We start from the raw sequence: 16,967 nt of genomic DNA on the forward strand, positions 1-16,967 counted from the left end.
GGTTATAAGACTAGCATCATGAAAGCTATTACATTCATTATCGCCTTATTCTCCGTACATGCCGCCCTGGGCCAGAAGCTCCCGGCATCCAGTTTCGCCGAGCTCGAAAAACGGCAGGATTCCCTGCGCGCCATGAGCTACGAGATCATCAACGGCAAAACACAGGACGTTCGCAGCACGCGCAACGACGCCTTCATCCCCGCGCTCGTCAAAGCCCTTAAAACGCCGTACTCTTTCTACTTCCCATTCGATTCACTTACCACCATGGCGAAGGTCTACCCGGCCGACAGCTCCTTCCGCATCTTCACCTGGCCGCTGGAATACGATAACAGCACCTTCCGGCATTTCGGCGTGATCCAGATGAATACGAAAGACGGCGCCCTGAAGCTTTTCCCCCTGTTCGACAATTCAGATTACACCGCAAACCCCGACACCATTACCAACCACCACGGCTGGTACGGGTGCCTGTACTACGGTATCATCCAGCGCCGGTATTTCAATGCGGAATATTATACGCTGTTTGGATGGGACGCCAACAATTTGCGGAGCCAGAAAAAGATCGCGGAAGTGCTCACGTTCAAGGAAGGCGAGCCCGTATTCGGCGGTCCTTTTTTCAGTTTCGTGGAAGACACGGTGAAGAAGCCCACGCGCAACCGGTTCATCCTCGAATACAAACGCGACGCGGCCGCGGGGCTCAATTTCAACCCCGAAGCCAATATGATCATCTACGATCACCTCATTTCTGAAACCGGTGAAGAAGCCAAGAAACACACCCTCGTGTCCGACATGGATTACGAAGGTTTCAAATGGCAGGCCGGCAAATGGGTACACGTGGAAAAGATCTTCCACGACGCGCTGGAAAAAGGCAAAGTACCCGTTGGCGTACCGCTCGACAAAAGCCGCTCCAATTTGAGAGAGCCCAAAACCTACGATGAAATAGAAGCCGAAGAAGCCGCCAAACAAGCGGAGAAAGACGCGAAGAAAAAGAAGAAGAAACAGTAGCCCGGCAACCGTCCCGTATTCAGCCGCCGTTGCGTCGCACACGGCGGCGGCAGTAAGCAGGTCAGCATTGCATCAAGGCGCGGGGATCTCACCATCCGGCAAGGGAAGATCGTTCATTTCGTGGTTGAAGACGTGGAGCGCTATGCCTGAAATTTTATCGTATTTGTAATGCGATTCCGGGCCAAAAAGCAGCATTAGCCGTACCTGCCCTACCGATCCCTTCAATCCCCTCCCGCTATAAACCGGCACAAACACCACGCGCTTGTTGTATGTCGACACCGAATCCGTGATGTACACCGGCGGTTGCTCCTTCACATATTCATTATACACTTCACAAATTCGCCGGAATTTCCGATTCAGCGAAGCCTCCGACATGTCGATCTCCTCCAGCGGTACCCCCACCAGCGCCCGGAAACTTTCGTAATCCTCCTGCTCAATCGTGGCCAGCACAGCGTTACTCGTTTCCAGGATCTCGTTTTTAACCGCCGCCTGCTGCGATTCCGGCGAACCGCAGGCCGCGATCATCATAGCCGCAAACATGCATGTGTATTGCTTCATCATCACAAGATAATAAAAAAAGAATCCGCCACGGCGGGCGGATCCGATACAAAAGACATTCAATTTGGTCAGTCCTTCGGCTGCTTCACGTTCGAAGCCGGCAGTTTTGCCACCGGCTGTTTGAAGTCCTCCGCCGTCACTTTATCTTCTTTGCCGAGATACGTCCACTGCACATCGGTGAGGTAATTGTTGAACACGCGGTTCACATCTTCCGTTTTCACCTGCCCGATCCGGGAATTGATCTCGTCGAAGATGCGCCAGTTGCCTGAAGCCTCGCAGGTCGACATCACATTCGCTTGCGCTCCGCTGCTTTGGTTCGTCATGTAATAACGTGTGAGATAGGATTTCTTCTTGTTCTCCACCTCCTTCGGCTTAAAGCCGTTTTCCTTCACATCGTTGATAATAGCCGTCATCACTTCGAGCGACTGCTTCGGATCAATAGTGGTGATGTACAGCTGCGCGGCCGGCGTTTCGATATAGGAATTGTTGTATCCCGCGGACGGCGCATAGGAAAGGCTGCGTTTCGTCCGTAACTCTACGAAATACCGGTCGTACAACATGCTCATCGCAAACTGGAACAACGGCCCGTCGGGCGAGTAATACTTCGGTGCGTTGCCCAGGCCCACGATGTAATTGGTCGCCAGGTCGCGATTGCTGATCTTTACCCCCTGTTTGATGGCCGCGGTTTGCGGCGCGCGCGGGGCTTGTCCGGCCGGGAGCGCCGCCAGCGTACTTTTCACCTTCCCGGTGATATCCTTTTCGTCGAGGTTGCCGACGATCACAAGATAAATCCGTTGCTTGCCCAGCAAATATTTATAAAAATCCTTCGCTTCCTGCAAGGTCAGTTTTTCGATCGTGGCGGGCGTCCCTCCCGGGCGCTTCGCATAATCTGTTCCTTCGAACAGCTGCTGCGTGGCAAGAATGCGGAGATATTGGTCCGGATCCGCTTCCAGCTGTTTGGCGTTGGACACCATCCGCTCACGCTCCAGCTTAAATTCATTCTCATCCATCGCAGGATGCAGCACAGCATCGGCAAACAGCGCCCAGCTGCGGTCCCAGTTCTCACGCAGGCAGGTCATCGTCATGTACGAAAAATCGTTTCGCGCATCCGCCCCGAATTCTGTCCCCAGCTTCTCCAGTTCCGCCGCCAGCGCGTCTTTATTGATCGTCGCCGTTCCCCCGTTCAGAGCGATAGTCAGCGCCAATGGCTCCAAACCCTGTTGCGCCTCCGTGATATTAGTGACGCCTCCGCGGATACAAAGGTTCACGGTAGCCACTGCTTTATCTGTCCTCTTGAAAATCACTTTTATCCCTTCCACCTGCAATTCTTTCGTGGCCTGCGCAAACAACGGCGCGCTGGCGCAAACGAATATGATGATATAGATAATCCTTTTCATGATCGATGTTTAAGCGGTTAACGATAAAGCGCCTCCAGGCTGGTAACGTTCCATTCTTTCTGCATGTCTGCATTCAACAGCAACCCGGCCACGGAAGGCTGGTTTTTGATGTACTTGCGGACATAATCCTGCACATCCTGCCGCGTCACTTTATTCAGCTCCGAGATGTAATCGAAGTAATAATCCAGCGACGCGGAGGCCCACCAGAAACTCAGTGTATGAATGTAGTCGGTGGTGGCTTCCATCCCAAATTTCTCCCCGTTGGCCAGCTTGATCTTCGAAGTTTCCAGCTGCTCGTCGGTAAAGTAATCGTCACTGTCGAACTGGTCGATCTGCCGCGCCAGGGCCTGGAACGACTCCTTAAACTTGCCTGGATTCGGTACAAAAAAGACCTGGATCGGCCCCACATACTTCGCCGTCTGGTACCCTATCCCCACGTTCAGGGCGTAGCCGGAATCCACGAGGTTCTTCTGGAATTTTGAATTCTTCTGCGACAAAATGTAGGAAAACACATCGGCCACCAGCGTGGCTTTAATATCCTTCCGCGTGTCCGGCCCGTGCCACACCTGCAGGAGCATGGGCACGCGGGCGTTGGGGCTTTCCACCACGAAGCGCAGGCTATCTTTCCCTTTCAGCGGCTCAAACTCCGGTATGGGCCAGCGCTTGAAGGGATCAAAGCCGGCGGGCTTCCAGTCGCCGTACACTTCTTGCGCCTTGCGGAACACCTCTTCATGCTTCACATCGCCCGCCACCAGCAGGATCGAGTTGTCCGGAAAATAATACTTGTCTTTGATGACCCGCATCTTCTCCGGCGTGGCCGTCAGGATGATATCGTGGTCGCCGATGGGATTTTTGCGGGAGTAGTGCGCGCCCCAGGTTTTGCGGTTCACTTTATCGAACAACGCCCAGGCCGGATTAGACTCCGCCCGCTGGAATTCGCCATCCACCACCGGGTTCTCCTTCTTCATTTCTTCCTGTAAAAATAACGGGTAACGGATCGCGCTGTTCATAAAACGCAGCCCGTGGTCGAGATCTTTACTGCCGAGGGTGAAAAAGTAATTCACGCGCTCCTGGCTCGTGGTGCCGTTAAACGAAATCCCCAGCTCCTGGATGCGCTCCAGGTACTTTTCCTGCGAGGGAATGTCCTTGTTGGCTTTGAAAAACATGTGCTCGTACAAGTGGGAAAGACCGTTGAATTCGTTGTCTTCCGTATAAGATCCGTTGCGGACGGCCATTTCGATGGTCACCAGCGGCACGGAATGGTCTTCCAGCACCAGCAGTTCCAGCCCGTTCGGGAGCCGGGACAGGAAGATGTTGGCGGGCCGGTTTTTCGATTGTTGGGCGGATGCCGCCACTGCCAGCAGCAGCAAAAGTAAAAGGGGCGAGTGCTTCATGTGCGAAGGTTCTAGGGTCAGGAAATGAAAACAGGTTTGGATAATTGACGTCGGCGGGCCTGGAGGTCCTTACTAAATATACCGGATAATTGCCAATTCGCGTGCAAAGGCGCCCCCTTTCAGCGGACTGGATAAAAAGAAAAAAGGCGCCAGGGAGTGAAATCCCTTTGGCGCCTTTCTATTAAATCATTGATTATCAGAATAATTCACCCTGAACATTCCCAGTTTCGTCGTCTTCCGTCTCGGCTTCTTCGTCTTCGGTGATAAGCTCGACGTTCACGAAATCGTCTCCGGCAATCTTATGGCCTACGGTGCGCCATCCGGTCACTTCGTAAGCTTCGTGCAGGGAGATTTCCTCTTCCTCCGGATCGCGTTTCTTGCCCGTACGCAGGATCACGACGGGTTCGGCCTGGGTGGTTACCAGTTCCACATGGTTTTTCGCGCCTTCCTTGATGAAGGAAAACTTGTTGTTGAGGGTCTGCGTTTCGATCTTGAAGCGCTTCACGTTGTACTGCTTCTTATCCGCATCGAAGTACACGGTAGAAACGATCCGCTCCGGGTTGAACTTCTCGATGTACATCGCGTCGTCAGCATCGTAGCGGTTGGTCAGCTCGAAATTGGTTAATTCGTAGGTACCGTTTTTATAGAATACCACGATCTTGTCTTCCCCTTCAAACGAACCTACAAACACGCCGCGCTGGTCGGTATTGAGGCGGCCAACGGCGTCGTCGTACCAGATTTTCAGCCCGCTGAGGGTGGAAACGCCTTTCTCCTTGAACTTCACTGAACGGATAGGCCATTTGGTGACCACGTTCCCCATAGAGCCGCGGCCCTTGATGGGAATAGTTTCGAAGTAGAAGTCAAATTCCTTCTTCTTGGCGGCGCAGTTGGAACTGAGTTTCACGGTCACCACTTCCGCTTCGCCGTTGGGGTTGGCGGTGAAGTAATGCACTTTGGAGGATTTATCTTCCTTGGCCAGGTGATATTCCTTGTCGCGGGTAATGCCGGTTACGTTGAAGCGCTTGGCCAGGCTGTAGCCGGTTTTCCCGTCTACGTAAATCATGTTGTATGTCATGCGCTCGTCGCCCTTGCGGAATACATCGACATGAATGATATCCTTGCCTACGAATGTTTTGTCGGCGACCTTGGTCACCAGCATCACCCCGTCGCGGCGGAATACGATGATGTTGTCGATATCGGAGCAATCGGCTACGAATTCATCTTTCTTGAGAGAAGTACCGATGAATCCATCCGCCCGGTTCACATACAGCTTGGTGTTGGCGATAGCCACCGACTGCTGCTGGATGGTGTCGAAAGTTTTGATTTCAGTTTTCCGCTCGCGGCCTTTGCCGTATTTCTTCAGCAGGTTCTCGAAATAGGCCACGGCAAAATCCGTGAGGTTTGCCAGGTCGTGTTTCACCTGTTTGATATCCGCATCGATGGCTTTGATCTGTTCGTTCAGTTCGTTGATATCGAGGCGATAGATGCGACGTACCGGTTTCTCGGTAAGCTTCACGATATCGTCGCGGGTGATTTCGCGCTTGAGTTGCTTCTTGTAAGGTCCAAAACCTTTGTCGATGGCCACCAGCACGGCTTCCCAGTCCTTATGCTTCTCTTCCAGTTCTTTATAGATCCCTTTCTCGAAGAAGATTTTTTCGAGCGAAGTGTAGTGCCATTTTTCCTCCAGTTCGGCGAGGCGGATCTCCAGTTCCATGCGCAGCAGCTCCCGGGTGAAATCAGTGGAGCGCTTCAGCAGGTCGGTGGCGCCGAGGAAGAGGGGTTTGTCGTCCACGATTACGCAGGCGTTCGGGGAGATGGATACTTCGCAGTCCGTAAAGGCGTACAGCGCGTCGATGGTGATATCCGGCGATATGCCGGGAGCGAGCTGCACTTCGATTTCCACGTCGGCGGCGGTATTGTCAATTACCTTTTTGATCTTGATTTTACCGTTGTCGTTAGCCTTCACGATGGAGTCCATGAGACTGGTGGTGGTAACGCCATAGGGCACGTCCCTCACCAGTAGTGTCTTTTTATCTTTCTCCTCGATGTGGGCGCGAACGCGCACTTTCCCGCCGCGTTTGCCGTCGTTATAGTTATTCACGTCGATCATGCCGCCGGTCAGGAAGTCGGGATAAAGTTCGAATTTCTTGCCGCGGAGGTATTTGATGGACGCGTCGATGAGTTCGTTAAAGTTATGGGGAAGGATTTTCGTGCTGAGGCCCACGGCGATGCCCTCCGCGCCTTGAGCCAGCAGCAGGGGGAATTTCATGGGCAGCGCGAGCGGTTCGTTTTTACGGCCGTCGTAGCTCAGCTGCCATTCGGTGGTTTTATTATTGAAAGCCACATCCAGCGCGAACTTCGACAGGCGCGCCTCGATGTACCTGGCCGCCGCCGCATCGTCGCCGGTGCGCACATCGCCCCAGTTACCCTGCATATCGATCAGCAGTTCTTTCTGGCCGAGGTTGACGATGGCATCGGAGATGGAGGCGTCGCCATGCGGGTGGTACTGCATGGTTTGACCGATCACGTTGGCCACTTTATTGAAACGCCCGTCGTCCATTTCCTTCATGGCGTGCATGATGCGGCGCTGAACGGGTTTGAGGCCGTCTTCCACGCCGGGCACCGCGCGCTCCAGGATAACGTAGGAGGCGTAGTCCAGGAACCAGTCCTTATATTTCTCATCTACGTGCGCTGCGCCATGCAGTGATTCGTCCGGTGTTTCTTTTGTGTTACTCATATACTTAGTTCAGAAAAGTAAAAACTATCGTTTTCCTGCTTCGAAATCTTCGCGCCAGATGCGGATGGAATCAATGTGCACGTCGTCAAGCGTGTTCAGTTCCATAAATGAGCAATCCGTTACGGCGATCAGCTGGTGCCAGATATTGACGGGGATTTCCACCCGGGCGGGGGCCGTCACCGTTTCCACCCTTATCTCCGACTCGCTGAGCGGGCACCAGTGGAGCTCCGCCGTGCCGCTGAGGAGATACATGATCTCGGGGTTTTTGTAATCGGAATTGCCCTGGTGGTAATGCTGCCCGCTGCTGCTGCCGGCGTTGCGGTAGCAAAGGATGAATGTTCCTGTGCGGAAGCATTCCCACTCGAAATTGCGGCCGCGGTCGTCTTCCCCTATCAGCTGCAACGGACGGATATCTGGCTGTGCCATCGGTTATGCATTTTCTGCGGCGGCAGGTGCTTCAGCTTCCGCCGGGCCGCCTGGCTGCCTGATTTCGTAATCTTTCAATGATTTCAGTTCCCCGCGCGCTTCCAGCTTTCCTTCCTTGACGAGCTCTTTCAGCCGCCAGTTGAGGAAATGGTCCATCACGGGATATTTCATCTTGCCGATCACCGCGGCAGAAGATTTGCTCGCTTTCGCGAATTCCTTCCCGGTGGCGGCCAGCAGGTCTTTGTCGTAATACGTCGCAGCTTCGCCGCGGATTTTCTTGCCGCCTTCCAGCAAACGGACGCCCGCGTTCTCGTTCATCAGCCGGCGCCATTCGTCGCCGTCGAGCTCGAATTCCGCCAGTGATACTTCCCGCGCCAGTTTCTTTGCCTTCAGGTATTCCTTCGGCAGGATCTGGCTGAGGTGCGTGGGATAGAAAACGCCGTTCTTTTCGTTGAGGAAAGGCAGGTTGTTGAGATAGATGAGGTGGATGCGGCCCGAGAACCGGTCGAGCTGGCTCACCAGCCAGAAATACCCGCAAACGTCTGTGGGGTTCTGCCCCGCCCAGATCCAGATCACCAGTTCCTCTTCCTCGCGCAGGCGCGCTTTCAGGCTGCGGATGGGATCTTCCGGCGGCGGGATCGTTTCGCCTTCCGCGGGCTGCGGCACGGTAATTTCCTGCACGGCATTCCACCAGTCGCGGCGCGCCGCGCGGCCATCCGGCGTATCGAGGATGAAGAGCGGGCCCACGGCCAGATCATCTTCGTAACACAATATCTCCCCTTCCAGTTGCGGGTCCAGTTCAAAAGCCGCCTTCAGATTGGCGATGCTCGACTGCCCGAATACAATATGCAATATCATTGTCGGTAATCGTCTTCTTTAATACTATGCTTCCGCGGTTTCTTCCACCAGGTCCTTCTCGTAACGGAGGTTGCTGATGATGAAATCCTGGCGGTGCTGGGTGTTTTTACCCATGTAATATTCCAGCATCTTGGCCACCGGCATCTCCTGTGAGGGAATGATGGGCGATTTCCGCATATCGTCGCCGATAAACTGCCCGAATTCATCCGGACTGATCTCGCCCAACCCTTTAAATCGCGTGATCTCCGGCTTCCCGCCCAGTTTTTTCACCGCTTTCTGTTTTTCCTCCTCGCTGTAGCAGTAGATCGTCTGCTGCTTGTTGCGGACGCGGAACAGGGGTGTTTCCAGGATATAGATATGCCCGTTCTTCACCAGGTCGGGGAAGAACTGGAGGAAGAAGGTGAGCATGAGCAGGCGGATGTGCATACCGTCTACGTCTGCATCGGTAGCGATCACGATATTGTTGTAACGCAACCCTTCCAGCCCTTCCTCGATATTAAGGGCATGCTGCAACAGGTTGAATTCTTCGTTCTCGTATACGATCTTTTTGGACAGGCCGTAGCAGTTCAGCGGCTTGCCGCGGAGGCTGAAAACCGCCTGCGTTTCCACGTTCCGGGATTTGGTGATGGACCCGCTCGCAGAATCGCCCTCCGTGATGAAGATGGTGGTTTCCTTTTGTTTGGCTTCCTGTTCTTCCTTCTGTTTGCCGGTTGCTTCCTCGTTCAGGTGGAAGCGGCAGTCGCGCAGCTTGCGGTTATGGAGGTTCGCTTTCTTGGCGCGCTCGTTGGCGAGCTTCTTGATACCCGCCAGCTCCTTGCGCTCGCGCTCGCTCTGCTCGATCCTTTTCTTCATGGATTCGGCTACGGCAGGGTTGCGGTGCAGGTAATCGTCGAGCTGCTTGCTGAGGAACTCGAGCACGAAGGCTTTCATAGACTGCCCACCTTCCGAGACCGTCAGCGACCCCAGCTTGGTTTTGGTCTGGCTTTCGAATACGGGTTCCTGTACGCGCACGGCGATGGCCGCGCAAATAGAAGCGCGGATATCGGTAGCGTCGTAGTCTTTTTTATAGAAGTCGCGCACGGTTTTGACGAACGCCTCGCGGAACGCCGCGAGGTGGGTACCGCCCTGCGTGGTATGCTGGCCGTTCACGAAAGAATAATATTCTTCGCCGTATTGGTTTTCGTGCGTGATGGCGACTTCAATGTCTTCTCCTTTCAGATGAATGATCGGGTAACGGAGGTCGTCCGGGTTGGTACGGCGCTGCAACAGGTCGAGCAGGCCGTTTTTGGACAGGTATTTTTGTCCGTTGAAGTGGATTGTCAGCCCCGCGTTCAGGAAACAATAGTTCCATATCTGGTTTTCCAGGTAATCGGGGATGAAGTGATAGTTTTTAAAAACGGTATCGTCCGGCGTGAAGGTCACGATGGTACCGTTGTTATCTTTCGTATCCGCTTCTTTATGTTCTTTCGTCAATACGCCGCGTTCGAATTCCGCTACTTTCATTCTTCCTTCCCGGACGGAAGTGATTTTGAAATAACTCGACAACGCGTTTACCGCTTTGGTACCCACGCCGTTGAGGCCCACTGATTTCTGGAATGCCTTGCTGTCGTATTTGGCGCCGGTGTTGATCTTGCTCACTACATCCACCACCTTGCCCAGGGGAACGCCCCGGCCATAGTCGCGCACCGTTACGCTGTGTTCGGTCACCTTAATATCGATCTGCTTGCCGAAGCCCATCATATGCTCGTCGATACTGTTATCCACAACCTCTTTGATGAGAATGTAAATCCCATCGTCCTGGCTGCTCCCGTCTCCCAGTTTGCCGATATACATACCCGGACGAAGGCGGATGTGCTCCCGCCAGTCGAGCGAGCGGATGGAATCCTCGGTATAGGTGTTGAACAACTCTTTGTTTTCTGCCATAAGTCTGACTGTTAACCTGTTGATGATTAAACCGTTGGGGTGGGATTGACCCCGGCCCCTTACTAAATCTTTTAGCAAAACCCGGTCGTTGGCAAAAATAACGGATTCGCGGAAAATGCCAAGTAGATTTTATGCACTATACCTTCAGCATTGATTTTCAATACAAAATAGTTTTATCCACCACATTATACCTGCCTTTAGGTCCGTAGTACGGTTATGGTACCATATCTGTGCTGTATCTGTACGGTAACTGTACGGTAACTGTAAGTTAACTGTAAGGTAACTATACGGTATCTGTACGGTAACTATACAATTACTATACAATTACTATACAGTAACTATGCAGTAACTATATAGTAACTATACAGTAACCATGCTGTAAACCTATTTTAGGATGGGACCTGGACCGTTTTGTGGTGTAAACCTGTTTTAGGATGGGACCGGGACCGGCCCCAAAATCCCCCATTCGTAGCATAACACTGTATAAAAAAATACATATTTTTTGAACCGTTTTCCGCCCTGCTTCTCAATCAATAAAATTTCTATGCGAATAATATTTTATATGATTTTAATATCTATATTTACACCCGGAATACGGCTGATCTGTCCTCTTGTTATTATTAAATAGATATCCTGATGAAAACTATCGTATTTATTGGTATCGTCGTATCTGTTTTGCTGATCGCATTGGTAGTAGTCTTAATGGTTAGACGTGAGCAGCGCGATATGCGCCGTTTGAGAGACACCTGCATCGGGTTTTCCCGCCACTTCGAATCCTGGCGGATCATTTCCTGAGCACCACCCGCACAATTTATTTTCCAGATTTTGTAAACTTATAATCCCTATACCTATGAAAACCGGTTTACTATTCAAACTCGCATGTCTATGTATTGCTTCCGTGGTATTACTGGCGCATTTTGCCCGTAAGTACATGCAGCGCGTCCGCACCCAGAAAGTGCCCGTTGCACGCTGATCACTGCACAACCCGCAACAAACGCACAAAAAATTGATCCGCCCGTAAACAGGCGGATCTTTTATTTTCCACTCCCCCGTCCTTCCCACAAGAAAAAGGCTGCCCGCAAAACGCAGGCAGCCCGATCGTGCTCCATCTCGACCGAATTGCACTAAGGCATCCAGTAGACTTTTTGTAATACCTGCTGGCCAGGACTGGCACCATTGGTGGCCGCCTGCCAGTTTTCGTGGTTATTGATATTCTCGTCGTCGGGGTAAGGCAGTTTGTTCACCACACTCGGCGAATAGTTGGGATCTTTCGGCGTGAGACCGGTCCTTCTTACAATCGCCCAGGCTTCCCAGGGCTGGAACAACGTGGCGAGCCAGGCCTGCGTGGCGATCTTGCGGAGCGCGTCGGCATCATTAGCGCCATTGTACAGCACTTTGGGATGGGTGAGGAAGGCGGTCATTTGCAAAGCCGTGGGCGGTGTGGGTTTCGTTGCCCAGAAATTGGAATTATTCGCGTAGCCATACCAGAAATCAGTAGAAGAGCGCAGGCCGTCTTCATACTCCAGCTTCGCCTTGGCGATGTCTTTGGCCACGCCCATACCGCGCTGGTAGATTTCGGCTTTCAGGAAATGCACGTCCGCCTCGGTGATAATGAGGATCGGGTAGTATACACGGTCTGCCGCGAGGTTGAAGTTCACGCCGGAGAATTTGTTGGCTGCGTCCGCCCCGATGGCTCTCCGCGCCGTCATTCCCCCTTCGTAAGGCCGTCCGCCTTCTGGTTTCGAGCCGTCTTGCGGCTGGGGCGCCCATTCGTCCGCGTTGTTGGTCATAAACCATACGTAGGTACGCGGATCAAAAATCCCGCTGCCATCGGTGGCGTTGGTGGACGAAAGCTGCTGCCATACGTTGCTGCTCATCCGCATGTTGGAAATGGACAATTCCGCGTAGGAGTTCCACTTGGCATCGAGCGCGCCGAAGATGTTCGTATTCGAGAAGTTGGATGGCCAAAGCCCGAAGTTATTTTTCCAAATATCATCCACCGCCACACTCTGGTTATCCGGCAGCTGTTCGTTGCCACCTACGATCTCGGTGATGATAGCCGTGCTCAGCGCCGTTTCCTTATTGAACAACCGCACCGCGTAACGCAGGCGTAAGGCGTTGCCAAACTTGCGCCAGGCGTCCACATCCCCTTTCAAAAAACTTTCCGATGCCCCGATGCTGGTTTGCCCTGCAGCAGTGGTAAGCCCGTCTGTCGCGGTTTTCAGATCGGCCAGTACGCTTTTGTACACATCTGCCTGTTTATCGTACCCGGGCCGGAAGTTGATCGCGCCCTCCTGGGCTTTCACCGCCTGGCTGTAAGGAATGTCGCCATAATAATCCAGCATCCGCAGCGTGCGCGACGCGAGCAGGATGGTAGCCATGTGGCGGACATTGGTGAACGATGCCGCGTCGGGTTGCTGGTCGATCAGGCTGATGAGCTTCCGGTAATTTTGCAGCGCCGGGTAATATTGGCCCCAGTATCCACCCGCATAGTTGACATAAGGCGCGAGGGTATTCTGATAGGCCTGCTGGTTGGTGATGGGATACAGCAGGCTCACGTTCAATGCGTCGTCGCCGTATTTGGTAAAGGATTCCACGATACCGTTGTACATCCCCGGAATGCTGGCCCGGCTTTCGTCCGCGTCGCTGAAAGGCTTGTTCATTTCTTCGAAACCTTTCCTGCAGGAAGCGCTCCCGATCAGGACGCCGCAGCAAAGCAAACTATATATGATTCTTTTCATGTTCGGTTCGTTTTGAGATTAGAGAGAAGCTTTAACGGTGAAACCGAAGGAACGGATCCGCGGCATGGAAGAGTATTCGATACCCTGCTGATTGCCAATACCGTTTACGCCTTCAGGGTTAAGCCCTTTGGGAATGGTGGTAAAAATGTAGAACAGATCGCGGCCGATCAAAGACAGGCTCAGGTTCTGGAACACCCTCGTTTTGCGGACCACGCTCTGTGGCAGTTGGTAAGTCAGCGCCGTTTCACGCAGCTTCATCCACGAATTCTCGAATACGGAAGCGGAACGCGGAACGCCCAGGTGGTTCCAGGATGTATACGTCATCAGGTAATACCAGGGAGCCGCCACCACGTCGGTATTCACTTTCCCGTCTGCGAACACCCCATCGAAAACGATACCGGTGTTGGATTGCGTTCCGTCAGGATATACCAGCGGTTTACCGCCGCCGTTGCGCTCTTTTACGGTTTCCTGCAACAGGCCGTTACCCATCGCCGCCGCGTAAGTGCCGAAGTAGGTATCGCCGCCGAGTTTCGCATCGGCCAGTACATACAACGAGAAATTCTTATACCGGAACGTGTTGGAAATACCTCCCGTCATCCACGGCGTAGCGTTGCCGATGGGCACTTCCGAAGGTGTGAGCACCCATTGCGTACCGGCGTTGTAGGTGGTGCCGTTTACCGTGTAGGTAAGGGGCAGCTGCGATTGGGGATTCACTGCTCCCTTTACTACTTTCTGTCCATTCAGGTACGTGAAATCCTTCCCGTATATCGTGCCATACTTCTCTCCCACCTTCAATCGGGTGGAAACGCCGCTCCCACCGAAGAAATTACCAATCGGCAGATTGTCCACGCCTTCATCGAGGTCGAGGATCCTATTCGAATTATGCGCGCCGTTAATGCCGACAGTCCAGCTGAAGTCCTTCGTACTCACCGGCGTTGCGTTGATCACGAATTCGAGCCCCTTGTTGCCCATCGACCCACGGTTCAGCACCACGGATGTAAAGCCGGACGACTGCGGAATGGTGCCCGTCAGAATCTGGTCATACGTCTTCATCGTGTATGCTGTCAATTCCACGTTCAGCCTGTTTTCCAGGAAACCCAGCTGCAATCCCGCTTCGTACTGGCGGCTCCGTTGCGGCCTAACGTCGGGCAGCTTCAGCTCCGGACGGTAAGTCTGCGAAGCCTGTCCGTTTATATTGTTAACCGCCAAAAGATTGAAAATAGAAGCCGGATCCGTGTCGCTGCCGGTTTCCGCGTACGACAGGCTCAGTTTGCCAAAACTCAGCCAGGGCATGGATTCCCGGATGGCGCTGATGCCGTCGGAGAATACATAACTGAGGTTTACGGAAGGATAGAAATAGGAGTTATGCTCCCTGTCGAGTGTCGACGACCAGTCGTTACGCGCCGTCACCTGCAGGTAGAGGTAATTGCGGTAAGAAAGATCCAGGAACCCGAAGCCGGAATTCAGCTTCCTTGTAAAACGCACCTCCTGCGAAGGGTCCGGCTGTTCGGAACCGTTCTTCAGCGCGAATACGAATGGCGACAGGAACTGGCCTTTGGTAGCCGCGCTCACCGTGTAGTCGTTCCGGTAGTATTGCTCCACGCCGCCCGTCAGGCTGGCATTGAAATCAGGGTGCCATAACCCTTGTTTATGCAAGCGCAGCATGGCGGTGAGGTTGCGGCTGAGGTTGCGGGAATTGGCTTCTTTATACGCACCGTCCGTACCCTGGATATTTTTCGGATACTCGCGGACCTCGATGCCATCGCTGGAGTTGTCGACGCTGCCCTGGCCGGTTAACGTCAGCCAGTCGGTCAGCTCCGCCGTCAGTTTGATACCGCCGAGCAATTGGTTGCGGCGCAGTTCGGTGTTGTTCTTCTCGATATTCCACCAGGCATTTGCCATATAGGAATAGTAAGGATAACCGCGGGTCCCCAGCGCAGGGAAGTTACTGGAGTTGGTCACGTCGCGGCGTGCGCCCTGGGGCGTGAAGTTGTTCATCTTCTCCACGTCGGAACGGTAATCGCGGGTGGCCGCATAGCTCATCCCCGCCAGGTAGCTGCCGGAGCCTACAGGAGGCGTATTCAGGCGGTAATAGCTGATGTAGCTGGCCGTCACATCCGCCGTCAGCATCTTGCTCACCTTGATGCTGGAACCGAGGTTGAAGGTGTTGGTGTTGTATTTGGAATTGGGAATATTGGCCTTGCTGTCGTCGCGGGTGTACGACAGGCGGACGGTACCATAATCCCCGCCGCCGGAAAGCGATACGTTATGCTGGTTCACATATCCGTCGGGCAGAAAATCCTTCCAGTTGTTGGGTTGTGCCGAGTATGGGCGCTCTACGCCGTCGTACCACAGAATCGGCTGGTTATCGAATTTAGGCCCCCAGGAAAGGCCGCTGGGGAACGAAAAAAGGTCCCAGGCCTGGGTGCTGTTGTCGTAAGGCAGCATGCCATACGCGCCGGTTTTATAGTCGCCCGCGGCATATGTTCCGGAATAGGTACCGATCTGGTAGCGTTTGCCGGCGCCGGTTACGGGAAATTGCTTTTGCTGGTCGGCGGTCCATAATGAACCAACGAGCCCCGAGCCGAAGTCGTTTTGGAAATCCAGGAATTCGTACACCTGCGTTTTGCGGTGGGAGAAGGAATAATCCACGCCAAGCCCCTTGCGCTGGGTGCCTTTTTTCGGGTAACCATGATCACGCCGTTGCCGCCGCGTGCGCCGTAGAGCGCCGCTGCAGCGGGGCCTTTCAGCACGGTAACGCTTTCGATATCTTCGGGGTTAATGAAGTTGAGGCCTGTGCCCCAGTCGTTATAACTGGAAATGTCTGACCCGGGTTTCAGGCCCAGGCCGCCGCCGCCGCTGTTGTTGCCATTGGAGTTGATGGGATCGTTGTTAATGGGCACGCCGTCGACCACGATCATGGCGCGGTTGTCGCCAGTGAGCGTGGTGTTGCCGCGCACCACCACGCGGGAGGAGCCGCCTTCCACGCCTCCGGAGGCGGAGCTGATCTGGAGGCCGGCCACCTTACCTTGCAGGCCTTGCGCGATATTGGGCGCCTGGGCGATGGTGATCTCGTTGCCTTTCACATTCTGCACGGCATAACCGAGCGAACGCGGCGAACGCTTCACGCCGAGGGCCGTTACCACTACTTCGCCGAGCCCTTGTTCATCGGTTTCCAGCAAAATAGTGTACGCATTCTCCGCGCCCACGGTGATATCTTTCGCCTTGAAGCCGATGGCCGAAAACACGAGCACATCGCCTTCGTTGGCTTCCAGCGAAAAACGACCTTCCGCGTTGGAAGTTGTGCCTTTCGCTGTTCCCCTCACCATTACTGTCACCCCGGGGATGGAAGCGTTGGTAGCCGCGTCGCGGATAACGCCGGTCACCTGCTTGAACGCCATGGACGCGATGGTTTCATCCATTTCATCCATACCGCCAGCCATGGCGCCGATACGTTGCCGTTTCAGCACGATCTGGCTGCCGATGGCTTCGTAGTTGATATTGTAAGGCTGAAACAGCTCGTCGAATACTTTCGACAGCGCCTCGTCTTTCGCCTTGAAGGTTACTTTTTCTTTTTCTGGAAGTGTATTGCGGGTATAGGAGAATTTGACATCGGCCTTGCGGCTGATTTTCTCCAGTACGCCGCGGAAGGCTTCGTGCTCTACAGACAGGGTCAGCTTCCTGTCCAGCACGCCCTGTTCCCTGCCCGACCCTGCCGCCGTTTCCGGCAAGGCGGTGGCGATGGCAAGCAAGCCCAACAGGCATGCGCGCATCCTCGATGTGGAATAGCTCTCTTTCATAACATTAAACGATTTAGCGAGTAATTAAAGGTGCATGACGGGCCCGCAGGGGATTCAGCTGCAGGGCACAGACGGGCAGGACTGCTCCGGTCAGCCGCATGCGTTCGTTTTGGTTGTCTTTGTTAATTTGT

12 protein-coding genes are annotated in these 16,967 nt (G+C 53.8%); 3 read left to right on the forward strand and 9 right to left on the reverse strand.

The annotated features are described in order from the left end of the window. The first annotated feature begins 18 nt into the window (after window positions 1-18). A complete protein-coding gene (locus tag WJU16_RS01895; protein ID WP_341836635.1) occupies window positions 19-1,002 on the forward strand; it encodes a hypothetical protein in 984 nt (327 codons plus the stop codon). A 72-nt stretch (window positions 1,003-1,074) separates the two neighbouring features. Here the strand turns inward: WJU16_RS01895 and WJU16_RS01900 are convergent, their stop codons facing one another. The 7 genes from WJU16_RS01900 to WJU16_RS01930 all read right to left on the reverse strand — a co-directional run bounded on the left by WJU16_RS01900 (window position 1,075) and on the right by WJU16_RS01930 (window position 10,295). Continuing rightward, complete coding sequence (locus tag WJU16_RS01900) at window positions 1,075-1,563, reverse strand: hypothetical protein (protein WP_341836636.1); 489 nt, start codon at window positions 1,561-1,563, stop codon at window positions 1,075-1,077. A gap of 65 nt (window positions 1,564-1,628) precedes the next feature. Next, the gene (locus WJU16_RS01905) at window positions 1,629-2,957 is read right to left on the reverse strand and encodes a pitrilysin family protein (RefSeq protein WP_341836637.1); all 1,329 of its coding nucleotides are present in this window, start codon (window positions 2,955-2,957) and stop codon (window positions 1,629-1,631) included. A 17-nt stretch (window positions 2,958-2,974) separates the two neighbouring features. After that, window positions 2,975-4,351: a pitrilysin family protein gene (locus WJU16_RS01910; RefSeq protein ID WP_341836638.1), complete on the reverse strand. Its 1,377-nt coding sequence runs from the start codon at window positions 4,349-4,351 to the stop codon at window positions 2,975-2,977. A 196-nt stretch (window positions 4,352-4,547) separates the two neighbouring features. Next, window positions 4,548-7,088, reverse strand: a complete 2,541-nt coding sequence (locus WJU16_RS01915; RefSeq protein ID WP_341836639.1) for a DNA gyrase/topoisomerase IV subunit A — start codon at window positions 7,086-7,088, stop codon at window positions 4,548-4,550. Window positions 7,089-7,112: 24 nt separating this feature from the next. Continuing rightward, a complete protein-coding gene (locus tag WJU16_RS01920) occupies window positions 7,113-7,514 on the reverse strand; it encodes a hypothetical protein (protein ID WP_341836640.1) in 402 nt (133 codons plus the stop codon). Between the two features lie 3 nt (window positions 7,515-7,517). After that, window positions 7,518-8,372 carry a DUF1835 domain-containing protein gene (locus tag WJU16_RS01925; protein WP_341836641.1) on the reverse strand — a complete coding sequence of 285 codons (855 nt, stop codon included), beginning with the start codon at window positions 8,370-8,372 and terminating at the stop codon, window positions 7,518-7,520. Between the two features lie 24 nt (window positions 8,373-8,396). Next, window positions 8,397-10,295: a DNA topoisomerase IV subunit B gene (locus WJU16_RS01930; protein WP_341836642.1), complete on the reverse strand. Its 1,899-nt coding sequence runs from the start codon at window positions 10,293-10,295 to the stop codon at window positions 8,397-8,399. 636 nt (window positions 10,296-10,931) lie between these two features. Here WJU16_RS01930 and WJU16_RS01935 point away from each other — a divergent pair. Together WJU16_RS01935 and WJU16_RS01940 are read left to right on the forward strand one after the other, a co-directional pair. Further along, the gene (locus WJU16_RS01935; protein WP_341836643.1) at window positions 10,932-11,090 is read left to right on the forward strand and encodes a hypothetical protein; all 159 of its coding nucleotides are present in this window, start codon (window positions 10,932-10,934) and stop codon (window positions 11,088-11,090) included. 55 nt (window positions 11,091-11,145) lie between these two features. Further along, window positions 11,146-11,268 (forward strand): hypothetical protein, encoded by a 123-nt coding sequence (locus WJU16_RS01940; protein WP_341836644.1) that lies wholly within the window; start codon window positions 11,146-11,148, stop codon window positions 11,266-11,268. 151 nt (window positions 11,269-11,419) lie between these two features. Here WJU16_RS01940 and WJU16_RS01945 read toward each other — a convergent pair whose 3' ends face one another. Together WJU16_RS01945 and WJU16_RS01950 are read right to left on the reverse strand one after the other, a co-directional pair. Further along, on the reverse strand, window positions 11,420-13,036 hold the full coding sequence (locus WJU16_RS01945) for a SusD/RagB family nutrient-binding outer membrane lipoprotein (RefSeq protein WP_341836645.1): 1,617 nt from the start codon (window positions 13,034-13,036) through the stop codon (window positions 11,420-11,422). Window positions 13,037-15,564: 2,528 nt separating this feature from the next. Further along, a complete protein-coding gene (locus WJU16_RS01950) occupies window positions 15,565-16,836 on the reverse strand; it encodes a TonB-dependent receptor plug domain-containing protein (protein ID WP_341836646.1) in 1,272 nt (423 codons plus the stop codon). Window positions 16,837-16,967 lie beyond the last annotated feature (131 nt).

It is taken from the genome of Chitinophaga pollutisoli, from assembly GCF_038396755.1.
Lineage (GTDB): Bacteria > Bacteroidota > Bacteroidia > Chitinophagales > Chitinophagaceae > Chitinophaga > Chitinophaga pollutisoli.